Raw genomic sequence first — 16,529 nt, 5'->3', positions numbered from 1 at the left:
GGCTCGCCGCCACGCCGCCGAGGCGACGCGCGCCGCGAACGCCGCCGAGGCGCTGGCCCGCGAGTCCGCGACCGCCGCCTTCGAGGCGCGGGACGCCGCCAACGACGCCGCCCAGCACGCCGAGAACGCGGCGAAGGCCGCCGACGAGGCCGCCAAGCACGCGGGCGACTCCGCCAAGGCCGCCAAGGAGTCCACGGCACACGCCGCCGCGGCGAAGAAGGCCGCCACCGCCGCGACCAACGCCGTGGCCCAGGCCCGCAAGATCTACGACCTGGCCCGGCGGTCCGAGCAGGAGGACCTCGAAACCCGGACCGCCGCGGCCGTGGAGCGGGCCCGGGACCTCAAGGCCGCCGACGACGAGCGCCGCGAGACGGCCGCCGCCGCGACCGCCGAGGCGGCGAAGCTGACCGCGGAGGCCGACCGGCTCGCCGCCGAGGCCGCCAAGCCCGGCACGGACCTCGCCGAGGTGGCCGCCAAGGGCCGCCAGGTCGCCGTCGCCACCATGAAGCACAGCGGCCCGTGGGGCACCGCAGCCGCGCAGGCCGCCCTCGCCGGGCCGGACAGCGCGGTCGTCGACTACGTACGCACCGGGCGCGACGACGCCGTCGAGCAGGACGAACTCGTGCGCGTCGAGCGCCTCGCCGACCAGGCGGAGTCGTCCGACGTCCGGGCCGCCGCCGTCCAGACCCTGGGCGGCGAGGCCGCGAAGGTACGCGCGTTCCTGGCGGCCGGCCAGCACGAGGCCGCCGCCCACGACTACCGCGTCCGCGTGGTGCAGATCAGCGACGACGCGGGCAAGGGCCTCAACGCCGCCGCCCAGGAAGCGCTGAACGACGGCTCCACGGACAAGCTCCGCGAGTTCATCACCACCGTCCAGTACACGGCCCGCACCGAGGACGAGCGGGTCGCGGCCGCCCGGCTGCTCAGCACGGGCGGCCCCGAGGTGAAGGCGGCAGCCAGGATCGCCCTGGAGGGCCCGCCGCAGCTCCTGCACCACTTCATCGAGGTCGGCCAGTACAAGGCGAAGCGCAAGGACCAGCTCGCCGCCACCCACCAGGCGGCCGTCCAGCAGCTCATCGCCCAGGCCGCCGCCTCCGCCGCGACGGCCCAGCAGCGGGCCGCCGAGGCCGCCCGGGTCGCCGCCCTCGCCCGCAAGGCCGCCGCCGAGGCCGCCGACTGGGCGAAGAAGGCCAAGGCGTCCTCCGACCAGGCCAAGAAGTACGCGGACGACGCCCGTAAGTCCGCGGACGCCGCCCAGAAGTCCGCGAACGAGGCCGCCGCGTCCGCCAAGGCCGCCCGCGCCGCCGAGGCCGACGCCAAGGCGGCCGCCCGCGAGGCCACCGTGTCCGCCGCCCGTGCCGCCGACTCCGCGGCCGCCGCGCGCTACTCCGCCGACGACGCCTGGGCGGCCGCCAACGCGGCCCGCGCCTCGGCGATCGCCGCCGGCAAGGACGCGGCCGCCGCCGACAAGGCGTCCAAGGAGGCGTACGCCGCGTTCGTCGTCAAGCGGAAGGCCGAGGAGGCCGCGAAGCGGCGCGAGGAGGCGGCCCGCAAGGAGCAGCGGCGGATCGACGAGCTGAAGGAGAACGCCGCCATCATCGAGGCGGCCAACGCCGAGGCCGACGAGACCGACGTGTGGGGCATCCTCTCCGAGACCGGCCACTTCCTGCTCGACGTGGGCGGCCTGGTCCCGGGCTTCGGCGAGATCGCCGACGGTGCCAACTGCGCCTGGTACGGCGCCGAGGGCGATGCCGTCGACGCCGGACTGTCCTGCGCCTCCGCCGTCCCGATCGCCGGGTACGGCGCCTCCGCCGTCAAGTTCGGCAAGTGGGGCGGAAAGGCGACGGACTTCTTCCGGGGCCTCTTCGGCAAGAGCAGCCCGCCGCCGTGCAAGGTGCCCAACAGCTTCACCCCGGAGACCCCGGTCGCCAAGGCCGACGGTACGACGGCGCCCATCAGCGGCATACGGATCGGTGACCGGGTCCTCGCCACCGACCCCGGCAGCGGCCGGACGGCGGCACGCCCGGTCGAGGACGTCATCGTCGGTTACGGGACCAAGACCCTCGTCCGGCTGACCGTCGACACGGACGGCGACCGCGGCGACGCCACGGGCACGGTCACGGCGACCGACGGCCACCCGTTCTGGGCGCAGGACCAGAAGGCATGGGTCGACGCCGGCCACCTCCGCCCGGGCGCCGAGCTGCGCACCCCGGACGGCACCACCGTCGAGGTCGTCAACACCCGTACCTGGACGCAGGTCCAGAAGGTCTACAACCTGTCCGTCAAGGGCCTGCACACCTACTACGCGCTGGCCGGCGACGCGCCGCTGCTGGTCCACAACTGCGGCAACCTCAACAAGGACTACAACATAGCGGGCGGCCACGCGAAGGACCACGTGGGCCTCTCGGACGACGACATCATCACCCGCGCCCCCACGTTGAAGGGCGGCAAGGCGTCCAGCCTCGACCCGAGCACCGCCCAGCAGAGCATCGACGCCGTCCTCGACGGCGTCGACCTCAACAAGTGGGCCGCGAGGAACCCGCGTGGCACGGAGCGGATCCTGAAGAAGACCTTCAAGGACCCGATCGGCCGCGTCGCCGACAGCAGCGGCAACGTCAAGGACGCGCGCACTCTCGAACTGCTGATCCGGCGCGTCGACAAGGGCGAGAACGGCCACAAGGGAACCTGGATCGTCTACACCCTGATGGCCAGCTAGCCGCCGAAGAGAAGGACCGAACCCCATGGCGTACAGCGAGATCGTGGAGTTCCTGAGGGAGCTGGACCGCGTGGACAACCGGCTCGCCGGGCACGCGAGCGGCCTCCTGCTGCACAGCGGCGGGCTCGGCGAGTACCGGGAGCTCACGCACGAGCTGCGGAACGAACCCCGGGACGACGGCTCGGTCCGGGTGACCCTGCTCCACCGGTTCGTGGTGGGGCTCACCCCGGACTTCGGCCGGAGCCACGAGATCGATCTCGTCGCCGCGGTGACCGTCGGCGACACGGGCTGCTCGGCCCGTGTCGCCGTCGACGCCCATCTCGACCACGCCGTCGCCCCCCTTCCGGAGGGCCGGTCGGTCCTCTGGGAGCGCCACGCCGACGCCGTCGGCACGGGCGACGCCCTGCGCTTCCTCGGCTCAGCGGTCGAGGAGCTCTGCGGCCTTGAGAACCCGTTCGGGCCGCTGACCACCTTTTCCAACCGATAAGGAATGTCTGTGTTTGGCAGATCGCCAAGGTCCCTCAGGTCCACGTGGACGGCGGGCATAGTCACCGCCGGTGTCGCCACCGGCCTCCTCGGTACCGCGATCCCCGCGAACGCGGTGGTCGGTGCCGCCGTGACCGACGCCTCGTACGGGTTCACCGCGAACCTGCACATCGGTGAGGGCGACCAGACGCGCGCCTGCTCGGGCGCGCTCGTCGACGCGGAGTGGATCCTCACGGCCGCCGCGTGCTTCGCCGCCGACCCGGTGGCCGGCGGCACGGTGGCTGCGGGCAAGCCCGCACTGAAGACGGTGGCGACCGTCGGCCGCAACGACCTGCTCGGCACCGGCGGCCAGGTCGCCGAGGTCGTCGAGCTGGCGCCGCGCGAGGGCACCGACCTGGTGCTGGCCCGCCTCGCGGCCCCGGCGACCGGGGTCACCCCGGTCCCGCTGGCCGCCACGCCCGTGGCGCAGGGCGAGGCCCTGAAGGCCGCGGGCTTCGGCCGTACGAAGACCGAGTGGCGCCCGGAGAAGCTGCACGCCGCGACGTTCGGCGTGGACGCCGTCGCGGACGGCACTCTGTCCCTCACCGGCGCCACCGCCGGCGACGCGATCTGCGCGGGCGACACCGGCGGCCCGCTCCTGCGCCAGAAGTCCGGCGGCGGCTTCGAGCTGGTCGGCATCAACACCCGCTCCTGGCAAGGCGGCTGCTTCGGCTCGTCCGACACGCGCACGGACGCGGTGGCGACCCGCACGGACGGCATGCGGTTCGGCGCGGCCCTCCCGGCCGGCCAGACCCTCCGGGCGGGCGACATCCTGGTGTCGGCCTCCGCCCGGGTGGCCATGCGCGCCGACGGCAACCTGGTCGTCACCTCCGTCGCGGGCAAGGTCCTGTGGTCCACGGGCACGGCCGGCAACGCGGGCGCGACGGCCCACTTCGGCACGGACGGCAACCTCGTGGTCCGTTCCGCGTCCGGCACGACCCTGTGGCAGTCGGGCACCAGCGCGTCCGGCGGCAGCGCGGCCGTACTGAACTCCGGCGACTTCGTCATCCGGGACGCGTCCGGCACCGCCGTGTGGTCCAGCAACACCGCCGTCCGCGGCGACCTCGACCACGACGGCCGCGGCGACATGTCCGCCTGGTACGACTTCCCGCAGGGCACGGACGCCACGTACACCTTCTCCGGCAAGGCGGACGGCAGCCTGAGCGGCTACCGGAAGACGTACACCTCGGCCGTGGGCCAGTGGGGCAACGAGCACATGAAGCGCGCCACCGGCGACTTCAACGGTGACGGACGCGCCGACTTCATGGCGATCCAGGGCTACGGCGACAGCAGCGTCAAGCTGTTCATCTCGCTCGGCCAGGCCGACGGTACGTACAGCGAGCCCACCAAGGCGTGGGAGGTGGTCCCGAACCACGTCACCTTCCACGAGAGCTACATGACCCCGCTCGCCGGCGACTTCAACGGCGACGGTTACGACGACGTGGCGATCTGGAACGTGGACCGCACGACGGGCGTCACCAAGCTGTGGACGCTGACGTCGAACGGCAAGGGCGGCGTCGTGCGGCTCATCCCGTCCGAGTGGTCGGGCCCCAAGGGCACCTGGCTGGCCTCCCGCTCCAAGTTCGTGACCGGCGACTTCGACGGCGACGGCCGCGACGAGGTGGGCCTGCTCTACGGCCAGGGCGACAACAGCATCAGGACGTATGTCTTCCCCACCACGACGGAGGGCGTCTTCACCACCCCGTCGACGTGGTGGACGGGCCCCGCGGCCACCACGTTCGACTGGAACCGGGCCAAGCCGCGCACCGGTGACTTCGACGGCGACCGCCGCGACGACCTGATGTTCTGGTACGACCACACGGACGGTACGGACACGGTCCGGACCCTCCTCTCCACGGGCACCGCCTTCGGCCCCACGCCCAAGCTCACCCTGAGTGGCCGCCTCGACGTCTCGTCGATGCAGCTGGTGGTCGGCGACTACAACGGCGACGGCCGCGACGACCTCGGCGCCATGTACGGCGACTCGTCCTCCGGCGCCGTCCGCCTGTGGACCTGGACGGCCAAGCCCGACGCCATGTTCAACGGCGCGCTGCCGGGCTGGGAGTCCTCGCCGAACAGCTTCATCTACGGCCAGACGTACTTCATGCACCCGTACTACGTCTGACCACATCTCACACCCCCTTCGGCAGGCCCGGCGCACTCCTGAGCGCCGGGCCTGTCGGCCGTCCCGGCTGTCCCGGCTGTCCTGGCTGTCCTGTTCAGGCTTCGAGGCCGGTTGCCGCCCATCGGCGAGGGACGCCACCGGTCTGACCAGGACATGTTGCGAACGCTGTGGTCGCGCGGCGGGTCGATCAGGCCGTACAGGGACCATGCATGGTGCAACTCCCGTTAGCCAGATGGGGTTGTTGGGGTCCCGACTCCGTTCAGGCCGACGACTCTATGGCCACGCTGTGTGTGGAACGCGATACTCAGCGTATGGAGGTGCGTGGTCATGAAGGAGCGGTTGGGGGCGGCGGAAGAGACGGTGGCGAAGCTGCGGGGCGAGCTGCTGAAGGCGGGTGTCGTCCTGCCTTCGCTGGGGGTCGACCTGGTCACCGTGACCAGTGAAGTGCCGTATCCACTCGTCGAGCTGGGCAGGTGCAATCTGGACACGGCGGTACGGCTGGCGGCCGCGCTGGAGGGGGCGCGGACATGAGGGCGGCAGGCAGGACGGCGGTGTCGGGCCCTTCGTCCGAGGTGGGTTCGTACGGTGTCGATACGCGCGACGGGCGGGTGGGCCAGGTGATGGGCCACGTGGGCGGGTACGTCCAGCTCCGCCCGCCGGGTGGCGGACGCGAGTGGGACTGCCCGCCGGACGCGGTGACGCCCGCGCCGCCGGATGTGGTCCTGCGGGCGCGGGCGCGGGTACGGGCCATGAACCGGGCCGGTCTGCGTCAGCCGCCGCGGTCGGGGACGGGGAAATAGCCGGTGAACGGCTCGGTGCCGACGCCCGCCACATCTCCGAAGGGCACGGACGGCCGGTGGGTGAGGCACCGGTCAGGTCCGTCCGCCTGTTCGCCCTCGGGGCCCGTGACGCCCGGGGCGGCCCCGCGGGCGTCACGGGCCCGCGTGGCCTCGAACCCGAGACCCGGGCGGAGCGGCTCAAGACGCTGCCGACCGGGCGGCCTGGCGAGTTGTCGCCACGGGCGTGTCGTTCTTGTGGCGAGTAGCGTTGTAGTGCGCGGCTGCCCGCACGCGTGGGCGGCGGGGAGGAGCGCCACCATGACCGTCGTAGAGAACGACAGGATCTGCATGGCCGACAGCAGCGACGAGCGCACCTTGGACGAGATGTTCGAGTGGCTCGAGAAGATGCCCGTCCCCGGAGGGATCAAGACCGAGATCGTCGGGGGGCATATCTTCATGACGCCGCAGCGTGCGAACCACTGGGACACCATTCTGGGCATCGTCGAGCAGCTTCGGACCAAGTACCCGAGGAAGCGCGTGCTGTCCGATGTGCGCATCGACTACCCGGGCCACCTCAACGGGTTCGCGACGGACGTGACCCTGGTGGCCGAGGGCGCCAGTCCGAGCGACAAGGGCGCATACGCGTACCAGGACGTCGTGTTCGTCGCCGAAGTGATCTCCAGGAGCACCGGCCTCAACGACTACGGCCCCAAGAAGGACGCCTACGCCGCCGCCGGAGTGCCCGTGTACCTGATCGTCGACCCGTACACGGGCAAGTGTGTGGCCCACACGACCCCCAAGGACGGCGAGTACACCCACGAGGTGCGGTCGGTGTTCGGTGACCCCATCGACCTCACGGACACGCCCGTCGGGCTCACCCTCACCACCGACGAGTTCCCCAGGGACTGACCGCCGCTTTCCGAGGACTGATCCGGCACCGACACCGGTACTACTTGATCACCAAGCGAAGGCTTCCGGCGACGGCCCCGGTCCGGGGAAGATCTCGTCGAGGCCGGTCAGGACCTCCTCGGGAAGCTCCAGTTCAAGGGCGCGCAACGCGCTCTCCAGCTGCTCCGCCGTGCGCGGGCCGACGATCGGTCCCGTCACCCCCGGCCTGGTCAGCAGCCACGCCAGGGCGGTCTCGCCCGGCTCCAGACCGTGCTTGTCGAGCAGGTCCTCGTACGCCTGCACCTGCGCGCGCACCGAGGTGTCGGCCAGCGCGGCGGCCGCCCGGCCGGAGGCCCGCCGGCCGCCCTGGACCTCCTTCTTGACGACCCCGCCGAGCAGGCCGCCGTGCAGCGGCGACCAGGGGATGACCCCGAGCCCGTACTCCTGCGCCGCCGGGAGGACCTCCATCTCGGCGCGCCGCTCGGCGAGGTTGTACAGGCACTGCTCGCTGACGAGCCCGACCATCCCGCGCCGGGAGGCGATCTCGTTCGCCTGGGCGATCTTGTAACCGGGGAAGTTGGAGGAACCCGCGTAGAGGATCTTTCCCTGCTGGATCAGGACGTCGATCGCCTGCCAGATCTCCTCGAACGGGGTGCTGCGGTCGATGTGGTGGAACTGGTAGACGTCGATGTGGTCCGTCCGCAGCCGCTTGAGGCTCGCGTCGACAGCCCGTCGGATGTTCGCGGCGGAGAGCTTGTCGTGGTTGGGCCACACGTCCCCGTCGGCGGCCATGTTCCCGTAGACCTTGGTGGCGAGGACGACCTTGTCCCGGTGCGACGGGTCCTTGGCGAACCAGGAGCCGATGATCTCCTCGGTACGGCCCTTGTTCTCACCCCACCCGTACACATTGGCTGTGTCCACGAAGTTCAGACCTGCGTCGAGCGCGGCATCCAGGATGCCGTGACTGGTCGGTTCGTCTGTCTGTGGACCGAAGTTCATCGTGCCGAGAACGAGTCGGCTGACCTTGAGTCCCGTGCGTCCGAGCTGCGTGTACTTCATGAGGCACAAGCCAACTGCTTCGAGCCCGCTCCAGGCAAGAGCCGCCCACGCAGCTGCCCGTCCATGCGACAACGCCCCGCACCGCCGACCAGCTGCGGCGCCGCGGTTCCGGGGGCTGTATGGCTGCGCGTGGCGGGGGCGGTCCGGCCTACTGGCCTACCGCCGCCGCCAACGCGATCATCGCGAACATCAGTACGAGTACACCGGCCATGATCCGGTTTCGGGTCTTCGGGTCCACACTTCGAGGTTAACCGGAGCCCACCGCGGCCTCACCGATGCCTCACCGCCGGCCGCCCAGCGGCCAGGACCCGACCGTCTCGTAGCGCGGGCCCTCGCCCGGTACGCCCGATACGGGGAGGTTGCTGCGGACGAGGTGCAGCTCCGTGACCTCCCAGCGGCTGCTCTTGAAGCGTTCCAGCTCGGCCACGAAGGGCCGCAGGTCCCTGTCCACGCGGCTGCGGGCCAGGGTGAGGTGGGCCTGGTAGCGGCGGTGCTCGTCCATCGAGACGCCGGCGCGCCGGGCCGCCGCGTCCGCGCGCTCGGCGATCAGCCGCATGTCGTCCAGGCCGCCCGCCGCGCCCGCCCACAGGGCCCGGCGGCCGAACCGCCCGCCCCCGTGGACGCGGAGCGGGAACGGCTGCGTACGGTGTGCGGCCCGGGCCAGCCGCTCCGACAGATCGGGGAGCAGGGCCTCGTCCACCTCGCCCATGAACGCCAGGGTGTAGTGCCAGCCGGGGCGGCCCGTCCAGCGCAGCTCGTCCGCGCCCGGCAGTGCCCGCAACTCCTCCACGAGGAGCGCCAGTTCGTCGCCCACCGCACGTGGCGGCAGCACGGCAGCGAAAAGCCTCATACGGCGAGTCTGTCACGCCCTGACGGTCAGACGCCGGGCCTCTTCACGCCCTTCGTACCCTTCACGCCCGTCGCGCCTTTCCTGCCCGTCACGCCCGTCACGCCCGTCACGCCCGTCCCGCGATACGAAGCGGACGTGCGGGTGCCGCCAACGCCGCAGCTCCACCCTCAGCCGTACGCCGACCGCACGGGACAGCACCAGGCCGATCACCGCCGCCGCGGCCAGCGACACCGCGCCGCCCGTCGCGAAGCCCGCACGGGCGCCGTACGTGTCGGTGATCCAGCCCAGCAGCGGCGCGCCCAGGGGCGTACCGCCCACGAACACCATCATGTAGAGGCTCATCACCCGGCCGCGCATCGCCGGGTCGGTCGCCAGCTGCACATACGAGTTCGCCGTGACGTTGACCGTCAGGCCCACCATGCCGATCGGGACCAGGAGCAGGGCGAACAGCCAGAAGCCGGGGGACAGTGCCGCCGCGATCTCCAGGACCCCGAAGACCGCCGCCGCACCCACCAGCATCCGCAGCCGCGAGGTGCCGCGCCGCGCCGACAGGAGCGCCCCGATGAGGGAGCCCACGGCCATGAGCGTGTTGAGGAAGCCGTACGTGCCCGGGCCGACGTGGAAGACCCCGTCGGCGAAGGCCGTCAGCCAGATCGGGAAGTTGAAGCCGAACGTGCCGATGAACCCGACCAGCGCGATCGGCCAGATCAGGTCCGGGCGGCCGGCGACATAGCGCAGGCCCTCCCGCAGCCGGCCCCTGCCGCGCGGGGCGCGCTCCACCTTGTGCAGCTCGGCGGGGCGCATGAGGAGGAGGGCGGTGAGCGGGGCGAGGAACGACAGGCCGTTGACCAGGAACGCCCAGCCGCTGCCCACGGAGGCGATCAGCAGACCGGCGACGGCGGGGCCGACGAGCCGGGCCGACTGGAAGTTGGCCGAGTTCAGACTGACGGCGTTGCGGAGCTGTGCGGGGCCGACCATCTCGGACGCGAAGGACTGCCGGGTCGGGTTGTCGACGACCGTGACCATGCCCAGAAGGAAGGCCACCAGGTAGACATGCCACACCTGGACGTGGCCGGAGAGTGTGAGCCCGGCGAGCGTGAGCCCGCACAGGCCGAGGGCGCTCTGGGTGAGCAGCAGCAGGCGCCGCTTCGGGTACCGGTCGGCGACGACGCCGCCGTACAGGCCGAAGAGCAACATCGGCAGGAACTGGAGCGCGGTGGTGATACCGACGGCGGCGGCCGAGCCGGTGAGGCTGAGGACCAGCCAGTCCTGGGTGATCCGGGCCATCCAGGTGCCCGTGTTGGAGACGATGGCCCCGGTGAAGAAGAGGCGGTAGTTCCGCACCTTGAGGGACGAGAACGTCCCGCCGGTCTTGCGGGTACGGATGCGAGTGCGGGTGGTGTCGTGGTCGCCGTTGTGTGCGGGGGCGGAGTCTGCTCCGGATCCCGTACTCAAAAGGGTTCGCCTCCTCGGCCGGGGTTCGTCTTACAGGTGTGCGAGCTTCTCCAGTACGGGGGCGGCGGCCCGCAGCTTGGCCCACTCTTCATCGTCCAGACCCTCGGCGAGGGTCGCCAGCCAGGCGTTCCGCTTGCGGCGGGACTCATCGAGCATGGCCTCGGCCTGCTCGGTCTGGCTGACCACCTTCTGCCGGCGGTCGTCGGGATGCGGCTCCAGCCGGACCAGCCCCTTGGCCTCCAGCAGGGCGACGATGCGGGTCATCGACGGCGGCTGCATGTGCTCCTTGCGGGCCAGCTCGCCGGGTGTGGCGGAGCCGGAGCGGGCGAGGGTGCCGAGCACCGACATCTCGGTGGGGCTCAGCGACTCGTCGACGCGCTGGTGCTTCAGGCGCCGGGACAGCCGCATGACTGCGGAACGGAGTGCGTTCACGGCGGCGGCGTCGGCTTCGTCGCCGTGTCCGCCGTGGGACAGGTCAGGCATGTCTTTAGCGTAACTCATTACTCTACCTAAAGACCAATGGGATTGTCGGAGTGATACATCACTCGAAGGAGTGAGAATCGACCGAAAAACGACACGTGAGCAAAGGGTGTGCAGCGACCCTGTCCGACATGGGATCGACAGTGCTCAGCGTGCGGATCGACGGAGAGCTGCTCGACCGGGTCAGGCAGCATGCGGCCAGAAGCGGAATGAGCGTCCAGGACTATGTGGTCCGGACGCTCATTCGCGAGGATTTCGACGAACGCTTCAGCGCGGCCGTCGACGAGACCGAGAAGTTCTACGGCCTTATGTGAGGCATCACGCCCGGTCTTATGTGAGGCCGAGGGCCGGCATCGCGTAGTAGAAGACGAAGACGCCCGACACGACGTACATCGCCGCCGGCACCTCGCGCCCGCGGCCCGCGGCGAGGCGCAGCACGCTGAACGCGATGAAGCCGATGCCGATGCCGTTTGTGATCGAGTACGTGAACGGCATCATCACCATCGCCAGGAACGCCGGTACCGCGATCGTGAAGTCGCCCCAGTCGATGTCCTTGACCGACCCGGCGAGGATCAGGAACCCGACCGCGACCAGGGCGGGTGTGGCCGCCTGGGACGGGACCATCGTGGCGAGCGGCGTGAGGAACAGCGCGACCGTGAAGAGGCCGCCCGTCACTACGGACGCGAGCCCGGTCCTGGCGCCTTCGCCGACGCCCGCCGTGGACTCCACGTAGCAGGTGGTGGCGGAGGACGAGGTCACGCCGCCCGTGGCGACGGCGAAACCGTCCACGAGGAGGACCCGGTTGATGCCGGGGAGGTTGCCGTCCTTGTCCATCAGCTTGGCCTCGTCGCCGACGCCGAGGATCGTGCCCATGGCGTCGAAGAAGCAGGACAGCAGGACGGTGAAGACGAAGAGGGAGCCGGTGAGGAGGCCGACCTTCTCGAAGCCGCCGAATGGGCTGACCTGGCCGATGAGCCCGAAGTCGGGGGTGGCGACGGGGTTGCCCGGCCACGTGGGGTTGGTGAGGCCCCAGGACGGGATGTCGGCGACGCTGTTGACGACCATCGCGACGACGGTCATGGCGACGATCGAGATGAGGATCGCGCCCGGCACCTTGCGGACGATCAGCGCGAGGGTGAGGAGCGTACCGACGGCGAAGATCAGGACCGGCCAGCCGCCGAGGTGACCGTCCTGGCCGAGCTGGAGCGGGACGGTGGTGTGGGCGGCGTCCGGGATACGGGAGACGAAACCCGAGTCGACCAGGCCGATGAGCATGATGAACAGGCCGATGCCTATCGCGATGCCCTTGCGCAGGCCGACGGGTACGGCGTTCATGACGCGCTCGCGGAGGCCGGTCGCGACCAGGAGCATCACGATGAAGCCCGCGATGACCACCATGCCCATCGCGTCCGCCCACGACATGCGGGGGGCGAGCTGCAGGGCGACGACGGTGTTCACACCGAGACCGGCGGCGAGGGCGATGGGGACGTTGCCGATGACGCCCATGAGGAGCGTGGTGAACGCCGCGCTCAGCACGGTCGCGGTGACCAGCTCGCCGCCGTCGAGCTGGTGCCCGTACATGTCCTGGGCGCTGCCGAGGATGATCGGGTTCAGCACGATGATGTAGGCCATCGCGAAGAAGGTCGCGAAACCGCCGCGTACCTCACGGCCGATGGTGGAGCCGCGCTCCGAGATCTTGAAGAGCCGGTCGAGGGCGCTGCCGCCCGGGCCGGCCGACGGCTGCTCGGGGACAACCGGCGGAGCGGTGACCGTGGAGGGCATGCGGAAACCTCGTCATGCGGGGGGTTTTGGGGGGTGCTGCGGCGTCACGGCGGTTATACGTCGTGCGTTCGCACGAACGGAACCGGTCGCCGACAAACCGTTTCAGTATGAATACATAGGTCGAAGATCGCTATCTCCGCGCGTAGAACGAGCGTGCGCATACGATGTGGGGCATGGCGAAGTGGACCCCCAAGTACGAGGCACCCGAGCCCCTGGAGGGGCCCGTCGTCGCCACCATCACCGGCGGCACGATCATCTGGTTCGTCCTCTTCCTGGTGCAGGTCCCCTTCTACGGCTGGTTCGCCGACCGCGACCTCGACTGGTGGATCTGGACCTGCCTCGCCGGCGCCGGCCTGGGCCTCATCGGCATCTGGTATGTCCGCAAGCGCGACGCGGCGTTGCGGCGCGAGCGGTCCGAGCAGCGGTAGCCGTACGGCTACGGGACCATTCGCGTCCTACCCCGGTCGGATGTTCCGTCGCTCGGGGGGTGGGCGGGGGCTTCGCGCCGTACCGTCGGAATCATGACGCAGCGGGCCGGGACCGATGACATGACCGTGGAAGCCGGCGGAGACGCGAGAGTGCCCTATCGGCCCGGGGGGCTGACGCGGGCCGAGGTGGCCGAGCGGGTGGCGCGGGGGGAGGTCAACGACGTACCCGTACGCAGTTCACGGTCCGCCGTGGACATCGTGCGCGGCAATGTTCTCACCCGGTTCAACGCGATCATCGGTGTTCTCTGGGTGATCATGTTGGTCGTCGCGCCCATCCAGGACAGCCTGTTCGGGTTCGTCATCGTCGCCAACACCGGCATCGGCATCATCCAGGAGCTCCGCGCCAAGAAGACCCTCGACGGGCTCGCCGTCATCGGGGAGGCCAAGCCGACCGTCCGGCGGGACGGAGGCGCCACCGAGGTGTCGACCTCCGCGATCGTGCTCGGCGACCTCATCGAGCTGGGGCCCGGCGACAAGGTGGTGGTCGACGGGGTCGTCGCCGAGGCCGACAGTCTGGAAGTCGACGAGTCACTGCTCACCGGTGAGGCCGACCCCGTGCTCAAACGGGCCGGCGACACCCTCATGTCCGGCAGCTTCGTCGTCGCCGGTGGCGGTGCCTTCACCGCCACCAAAGTCGGCCGCGCCGCCTACGCCGCGCAGCTCGCCGAAGAAGCCTCCCGCTTCACGCTCGTCCACTCCGAGCTTCGCTCCGGGATCTCCACCATCCTCAAGTACGTGACCTGGATGATGATCCCGACCGCCACCGCGCTCATCATCAGCCAGCTCTTCGTCAAGGACGTCAACTTCAAGAACTCCATCGCCCGGACCGTCGGCGGCATCGTGCCGATGATTCCCGAGGGGTTGGTGCTGCTCACCTCTGTCGCTTTCGCCATCGGGGTCATTCGGCTGGGGCGCAAGCAGTGTCTGGTTCAGGAGTTGCCCGCGATCGAAGGGCTCGCCCGCGTCGACGTCGTCTGTCTCGACAAGACCGGCACCCTCACCGAGGGCGGCATGGACGTCAAGGAACTCCGCGCGCTCAACGGCTCCGACGAGGCGTACGTCAAGCGGGTGCTCGGCGCCCTCGGCGAGTCCGACCCCCGGCCCAACGCCTCCCTCCAGGCCATCATCGACGCCTACCCCGACAGCGAGGACTGGCGCTGCACCGAGGCCCTGCCCTTCTCCTCCGCCCGCAAGTACAGCGGCGCCGCCTTCAGCGAGGGCGACGGGCAGACCAGTGCCTGGCTCCTCGGCGCGCCCGACGTGCTGCTTCCGGACGGGGACCCCGTACTCGACCGGATCGAGAGCCTCAATCAGCAGGGCCTCCGCGTGCTGCTGCTCGCCCGCGTCAGCGGCGAGCTCGACGATCCCGAGACCGCCCGCAAGGCGCGGGCTTCCGCGCTCGTCGTTCTGGAGCAGCGGCTCCGGCCCGATGCCGCCGGGACCCTCACCTACTTCGCCGACCAGAACGTCGACGCCAAAGTCATCTCCGGTGACAACGCAGTCTCCGTCGGCGCCGTCGCCGCCAAGCTGGGCCTCCCCGGGGCCGAGCACACCGTCGACGCACGGAGACTCCCCGCCGAGCGCGAACAGATGGCGGGCGCCCTGGAGGACGGGGTCGTCTTCGGGCGCGTCACCCCGAGGCAGAAGCGGGACATGGTCGGCGCCCTCCAGTCCCGGGGGCACACCGTCGCCATGACCGGGGACGGGGTCAACGACGTCCTCGCCCTCAAGGACGCCGACATCGGCGTCAGCATGGGCACCGGGTCGGAGGCCACCCGGGCCGTCGCCCAGATCGTTCTTCTCAACAACAGCTTCGCCACCCTCCCCTCCGTCGTCGCCGAAGGCCGGCGGGTCATCGGGAACATCACCCGCGTCGCGACGCTGTTCCTCACCAAGACCGTCTACTCGGTGCTGCTCGCCGTACTCGTCGTCGCCTTCCAGGTCGAATACCCTTTCCTGCCCCGGCACCTCACCCTGCTCTCCACCCTCACCATCGGTGTGCCCGCCTTCTTCCTCGCCCTCGCTCCCAACAAGGAGCGCGCCAAACCGCACTTCGTGCGCCGCGTCATGCGGTACGCCATCCCCGCCGGGCTCATCGCAGCCACGGCCACCTTCGGTACGTACCTGCTGGCCGGCCACCACTACAGCGGGCCCGGCGCGCTCGACGCCGAGACGAGCGCCGCCACGCTCACCCTGTTCCTCGTCTCGATCTGGGTGCTGGCGATCATCGCCAGGCCCTACACATGGTGGCGGATCGGGCTGGTCGCGGCGATGGGCCTCGGCTTCCTGCTGGTCCTCGTCGTGCCGTGGCTCCAGGACTTCTTCGCCCTGAAGCTCGTGGGTACGACGCTGCCGTGGGCCGCCGTCGGTATCGCCGCGGTGGGCGCCGCGCTGCTGGAGTTCGCCTGGCGGTGGGTGGGGAGGAAGTTCCCCGCCTGAAGCACGTCCGGCGTACGGTCGTGTGGTTCAGATCACTTGTGCGAGGCCGGGTGGCGCGATGATTTCCGCGCGGTCCCGCTGTCTCTATCGGTGTACCAGGATGAGTGAGAAAGAGGAGCGGTCCCATGCGCATCGTCATCAGCGAGTTCATGAGCCTGGACGGCGTCGTGCAGGCGCCCGGCGGCCCCGGGGAGGACACCGACGGCGGCTTCGCCCACGGCGGCTGGACGCACCCGTTCTTCGACCCCGAGGTGGTGGGCGGTGCCTTCGACGACGCGCTGGGCAAGGCCGACGCGCTGCTCTTCGGGCGCCGTACGTGGCAGACGATGGCCGGGGCGTGGCCCGAGCGGGCCGGTGACCCGTTCGCCGACCGGATGAACGCGATCCGCAAGTACGTCGTGTCGGATACGCTCGGCGACGACAAGCTGACCTGGGAGAACAGCACCCGTATCCCGGGCGGCGAGGCCGTCGCGCGGATCAGGGAGCTGCGGGCGGCCGAGGGCGGCGACCTGGTGGTCATGGGGAGTTCCGCGCTCGTCCGGACCCTGCTGCGCGAGGGACTGGTCGACGAACTCCGGCTCATGATCATGCCGGTGCTGCTCGGCGGCGGGAAGAAGATCTTCCCCGACGACGGTGCGCTGCGCACGCTTGAGCTGGTCTCCACGGTCACCAGCGGCGCGGGCGTCAATGTCTGCGTCTACCGGCCGGTCGCCGGGGCGTAGTCCGACGGGTCGTTCCTCTGCCCCGCCCCTCCCGAAACCGGGGGCTCTGCCCCCCGGGCCCCCGCTTCGGGAGGGGGCGGGGCGGGAAAGACCCGCCGGAAATGCCCTGGGGAGTGTCCGGCGGATCATGCCCGGGCCGCGGGGTCTGGCACGCGCATCTGCGGCGTTGTCGTCGGTTGTCGATTCCCCCAAGCTCTCGACTCCGCTCGAGGAGGGGGGAC

Annotated in this window: 14 protein-coding genes; 9 read left to right on the top strand and 5 right to left on the bottom strand. The window is 70.6% G+C overall.

Annotated features, from left to right (window positions below; genetic code table 11):
- The 5 genes from FVS66_RS02505 to FVS66_RS02480 form a co-directional block, all read left to right on the top strand.
- A partial coding sequence (locus FVS66_RS02505; protein WP_262386767.1) for a polymorphic toxin-type HINT domain-containing protein occupies positions 1-2,716 on the top strand: 2,716 nt, incomplete at its 5' end.
- Between the two features lie 25 nt (positions 2,717-2,741).
- Positions 2,742-3,203 (top strand): hypothetical protein, encoded by a 462-nt coding sequence (locus FVS66_RS02500; protein WP_149179297.1) that lies wholly within the window; start codon positions 2,742-2,744, stop codon positions 3,201-3,203.
- A 9-nt stretch (positions 3,204-3,212) separates the two neighbouring features.
- Entirely contained in the window at positions 3,213-5,366 is a 2,154-nt protein-coding gene (locus FVS66_RS02495; RefSeq protein ID WP_399224723.1) for an FG-GAP-like repeat-containing protein, read from the top strand.
- 327 nt (positions 5,367-5,693) lie between these two features.
- A complete protein-coding gene (locus FVS66_RS02490) occupies positions 5,694-5,897 on the top strand; it encodes a hypothetical protein (protein ID WP_149179295.1) in 204 nt (67 codons plus the stop codon).
- 566 nt (positions 5,898-6,463) lie between these two features.
- Positions 6,464-7,054 (top strand): Uma2 family endonuclease, encoded by a 591-nt coding sequence (locus FVS66_RS02480; RefSeq protein ID WP_149179293.1) that lies wholly within the window; start codon positions 6,464-6,466, stop codon positions 7,052-7,054.
- A gap of 48 nt (positions 7,055-7,102) precedes the next feature.
- Here the strand turns inward: FVS66_RS02480 and FVS66_RS02475 are convergent, their stop codons facing one another.
- The 4 genes from FVS66_RS02475 to FVS66_RS02460 all read right to left on the bottom strand — a co-directional run bounded on the left by FVS66_RS02475 (position 7,103) and on the right by FVS66_RS02460 (position 10,880).
- Positions 7,103-8,092 carry an aldo/keto reductase gene (locus FVS66_RS02475; RefSeq protein WP_149179292.1) on the bottom strand — a complete coding sequence of 330 codons (990 nt, stop codon included), beginning with the start codon at positions 8,090-8,092 and terminating at the stop codon, positions 7,103-7,105.
- Positions 8,093-8,372: 280 nt separating this feature from the next.
- On the bottom strand, positions 8,373-8,942 hold the full coding sequence (gene thpR / locus FVS66_RS02470; RefSeq protein WP_149179291.1) for an RNA 2',3'-cyclic phosphodiesterase: 570 nt from the start codon (positions 8,940-8,942) through the stop codon (positions 8,373-8,375).
- A gap of 12 nt (positions 8,943-8,954) precedes the next feature.
- The gene (locus FVS66_RS02465) at positions 8,955-10,397 is read right to left on the bottom strand and encodes an MFS transporter (RefSeq protein ID WP_149179290.1); all 1,443 of its coding nucleotides are present in this window, start codon (positions 10,395-10,397) and stop codon (positions 8,955-8,957) included.
- A 30-nt stretch (positions 10,398-10,427) separates the two neighbouring features.
- Complete coding sequence (locus FVS66_RS02460; protein ID WP_149179289.1) at positions 10,428-10,880, bottom strand: MarR family transcriptional regulator; 453 nt, start codon at positions 10,878-10,880, stop codon at positions 10,428-10,430.
- A gap of 128 nt (positions 10,881-11,008) precedes the next feature.
- Between FVS66_RS02460 and FVS66_RS02455 the strand changes: the two genes are divergently transcribed.
- Positions 11,009-11,191 carry a ribbon-helix-helix protein, CopG family gene (locus FVS66_RS02455; RefSeq protein ID WP_149179288.1) on the top strand — a complete coding sequence of 61 codons (183 nt, stop codon included), beginning with the start codon at positions 11,009-11,011 and terminating at the stop codon, positions 11,189-11,191.
- A 16-nt stretch (positions 11,192-11,207) separates the two neighbouring features.
- On the opposite strand, the gene FVS66_RS02450 is transcribed toward FVS66_RS02455, so the two are convergent.
- Positions 11,208-12,659, bottom strand: coding sequence for an NCS2 family permease (locus tag FVS66_RS02450; RefSeq protein ID WP_149179287.1), 1,452 nt, complete (start codon positions 12,657-12,659; stop codon positions 11,208-11,210).
- 173 nt (positions 12,660-12,832) lie between these two features.
- On the opposite strand from FVS66_RS02450, the gene FVS66_RS02445 reads away from it, so the two are divergent.
- From FVS66_RS02445 to FVS66_RS02435, 3 genes are all read left to right on the top strand, one after another.
- Positions 12,833-13,087 carry a DUF2530 domain-containing protein gene (locus FVS66_RS02445; protein WP_149179286.1) on the top strand — a complete coding sequence of 85 codons (255 nt, stop codon included), beginning with the start codon at positions 12,833-12,835 and terminating at the stop codon, positions 13,085-13,087.
- A gap of 93 nt (positions 13,088-13,180) precedes the next feature.
- Complete coding sequence (locus FVS66_RS02440; protein ID WP_149179285.1) at positions 13,181-15,586, top strand: HAD-IC family P-type ATPase; 2,406 nt, start codon at positions 13,181-13,183, stop codon at positions 15,584-15,586.
- Positions 15,587-15,711: 125 nt separating this feature from the next.
- Complete coding sequence (locus FVS66_RS02435; RefSeq protein WP_149179284.1) at positions 15,712-16,308, top strand: dihydrofolate reductase family protein; 597 nt, start codon at positions 15,712-15,714, stop codon at positions 16,306-16,308.
- Positions 16,309-16,529 lie beyond the last annotated feature (221 nt).

The sequence above is a fragment of the Streptomyces sp. TRM49041 genome, assembly GCF_008271805.1.
Classification (GTDB): domain Bacteria; phylum Actinomycetota; class Actinomycetes; order Streptomycetales; family Streptomycetaceae; genus Streptomyces.
The sequence above is the reverse complement of the archived record's forward strand: the minus strand, read 5'-3'. Positions and strand labels throughout refer to the sequence as shown.

Excerpts from the sequence above, each read along its gene's own strand:
- FVS66_RS02440 (WP_149179285.1), top strand. The coding sequence starts at position 13,181 with ATGACGCAGCGGGCCGGGACCGATGACATGACCGTGGAAGCCGGCGGA.
- FVS66_RS02500 (WP_149179297.1), top strand. The coding sequence starts at position 2,742 with ATGGCGTACAGCGAGATCGTGGAGTTCCTGAGGGAGCTGGACCGCGTG.
- FVS66_RS02460 (WP_149179289.1), bottom strand. The coding sequence starts at position 10,880 with ATGCCTGACCTGTCCCACGGCGGACACGGCGACGAAGCCGACGCCGCC.
- FVS66_RS02435 (WP_149179284.1), top strand. The coding sequence starts at position 15,712 with ATGCGCATCGTCATCAGCGAGTTCATGAGCCTGGACGGCGTCGTGCAG.
- FVS66_RS02450 (WP_149179287.1), bottom strand. The coding sequence starts at position 12,659 with ATGCCCTCCACGGTCACCGCTCCGCCGGTTGTCCCCGAGCAGCCGTCG.
- FVS66_RS02445 (WP_149179286.1), top strand. The coding sequence starts at position 12,833 with ATGGCGAAGTGGACCCCCAAGTACGAGGCACCCGAGCCCCTGGAGGGG.
- FVS66_RS02480 (WP_149179293.1), top strand. The coding sequence starts at position 6,464 with ATGACCGTCGTAGAGAACGACAGGATCTGCATGGCCGACAGCAGCGAC.
- thpR (WP_149179291.1), bottom strand. The coding sequence starts at position 8,942 with ATGAGGCTTTTCGCTGCCGTGCTGCCGCCACGTGCGGTGGGCGACGAA.
- FVS66_RS02455 (WP_149179288.1), top strand. The coding sequence starts at position 11,009 with ATGGGATCGACAGTGCTCAGCGTGCGGATCGACGGAGAGCTGCTCGAC.
- FVS66_RS02475 (WP_149179292.1), bottom strand. The coding sequence starts at position 8,092 with ATGAAGTACACGCAGCTCGGACGCACGGGACTCAAGGTCAGCCGACTC.
- FVS66_RS02490 (WP_149179295.1), top strand. The coding sequence starts at position 5,694 with ATGAAGGAGCGGTTGGGGGCGGCGGAAGAGACGGTGGCGAAGCTGCGG.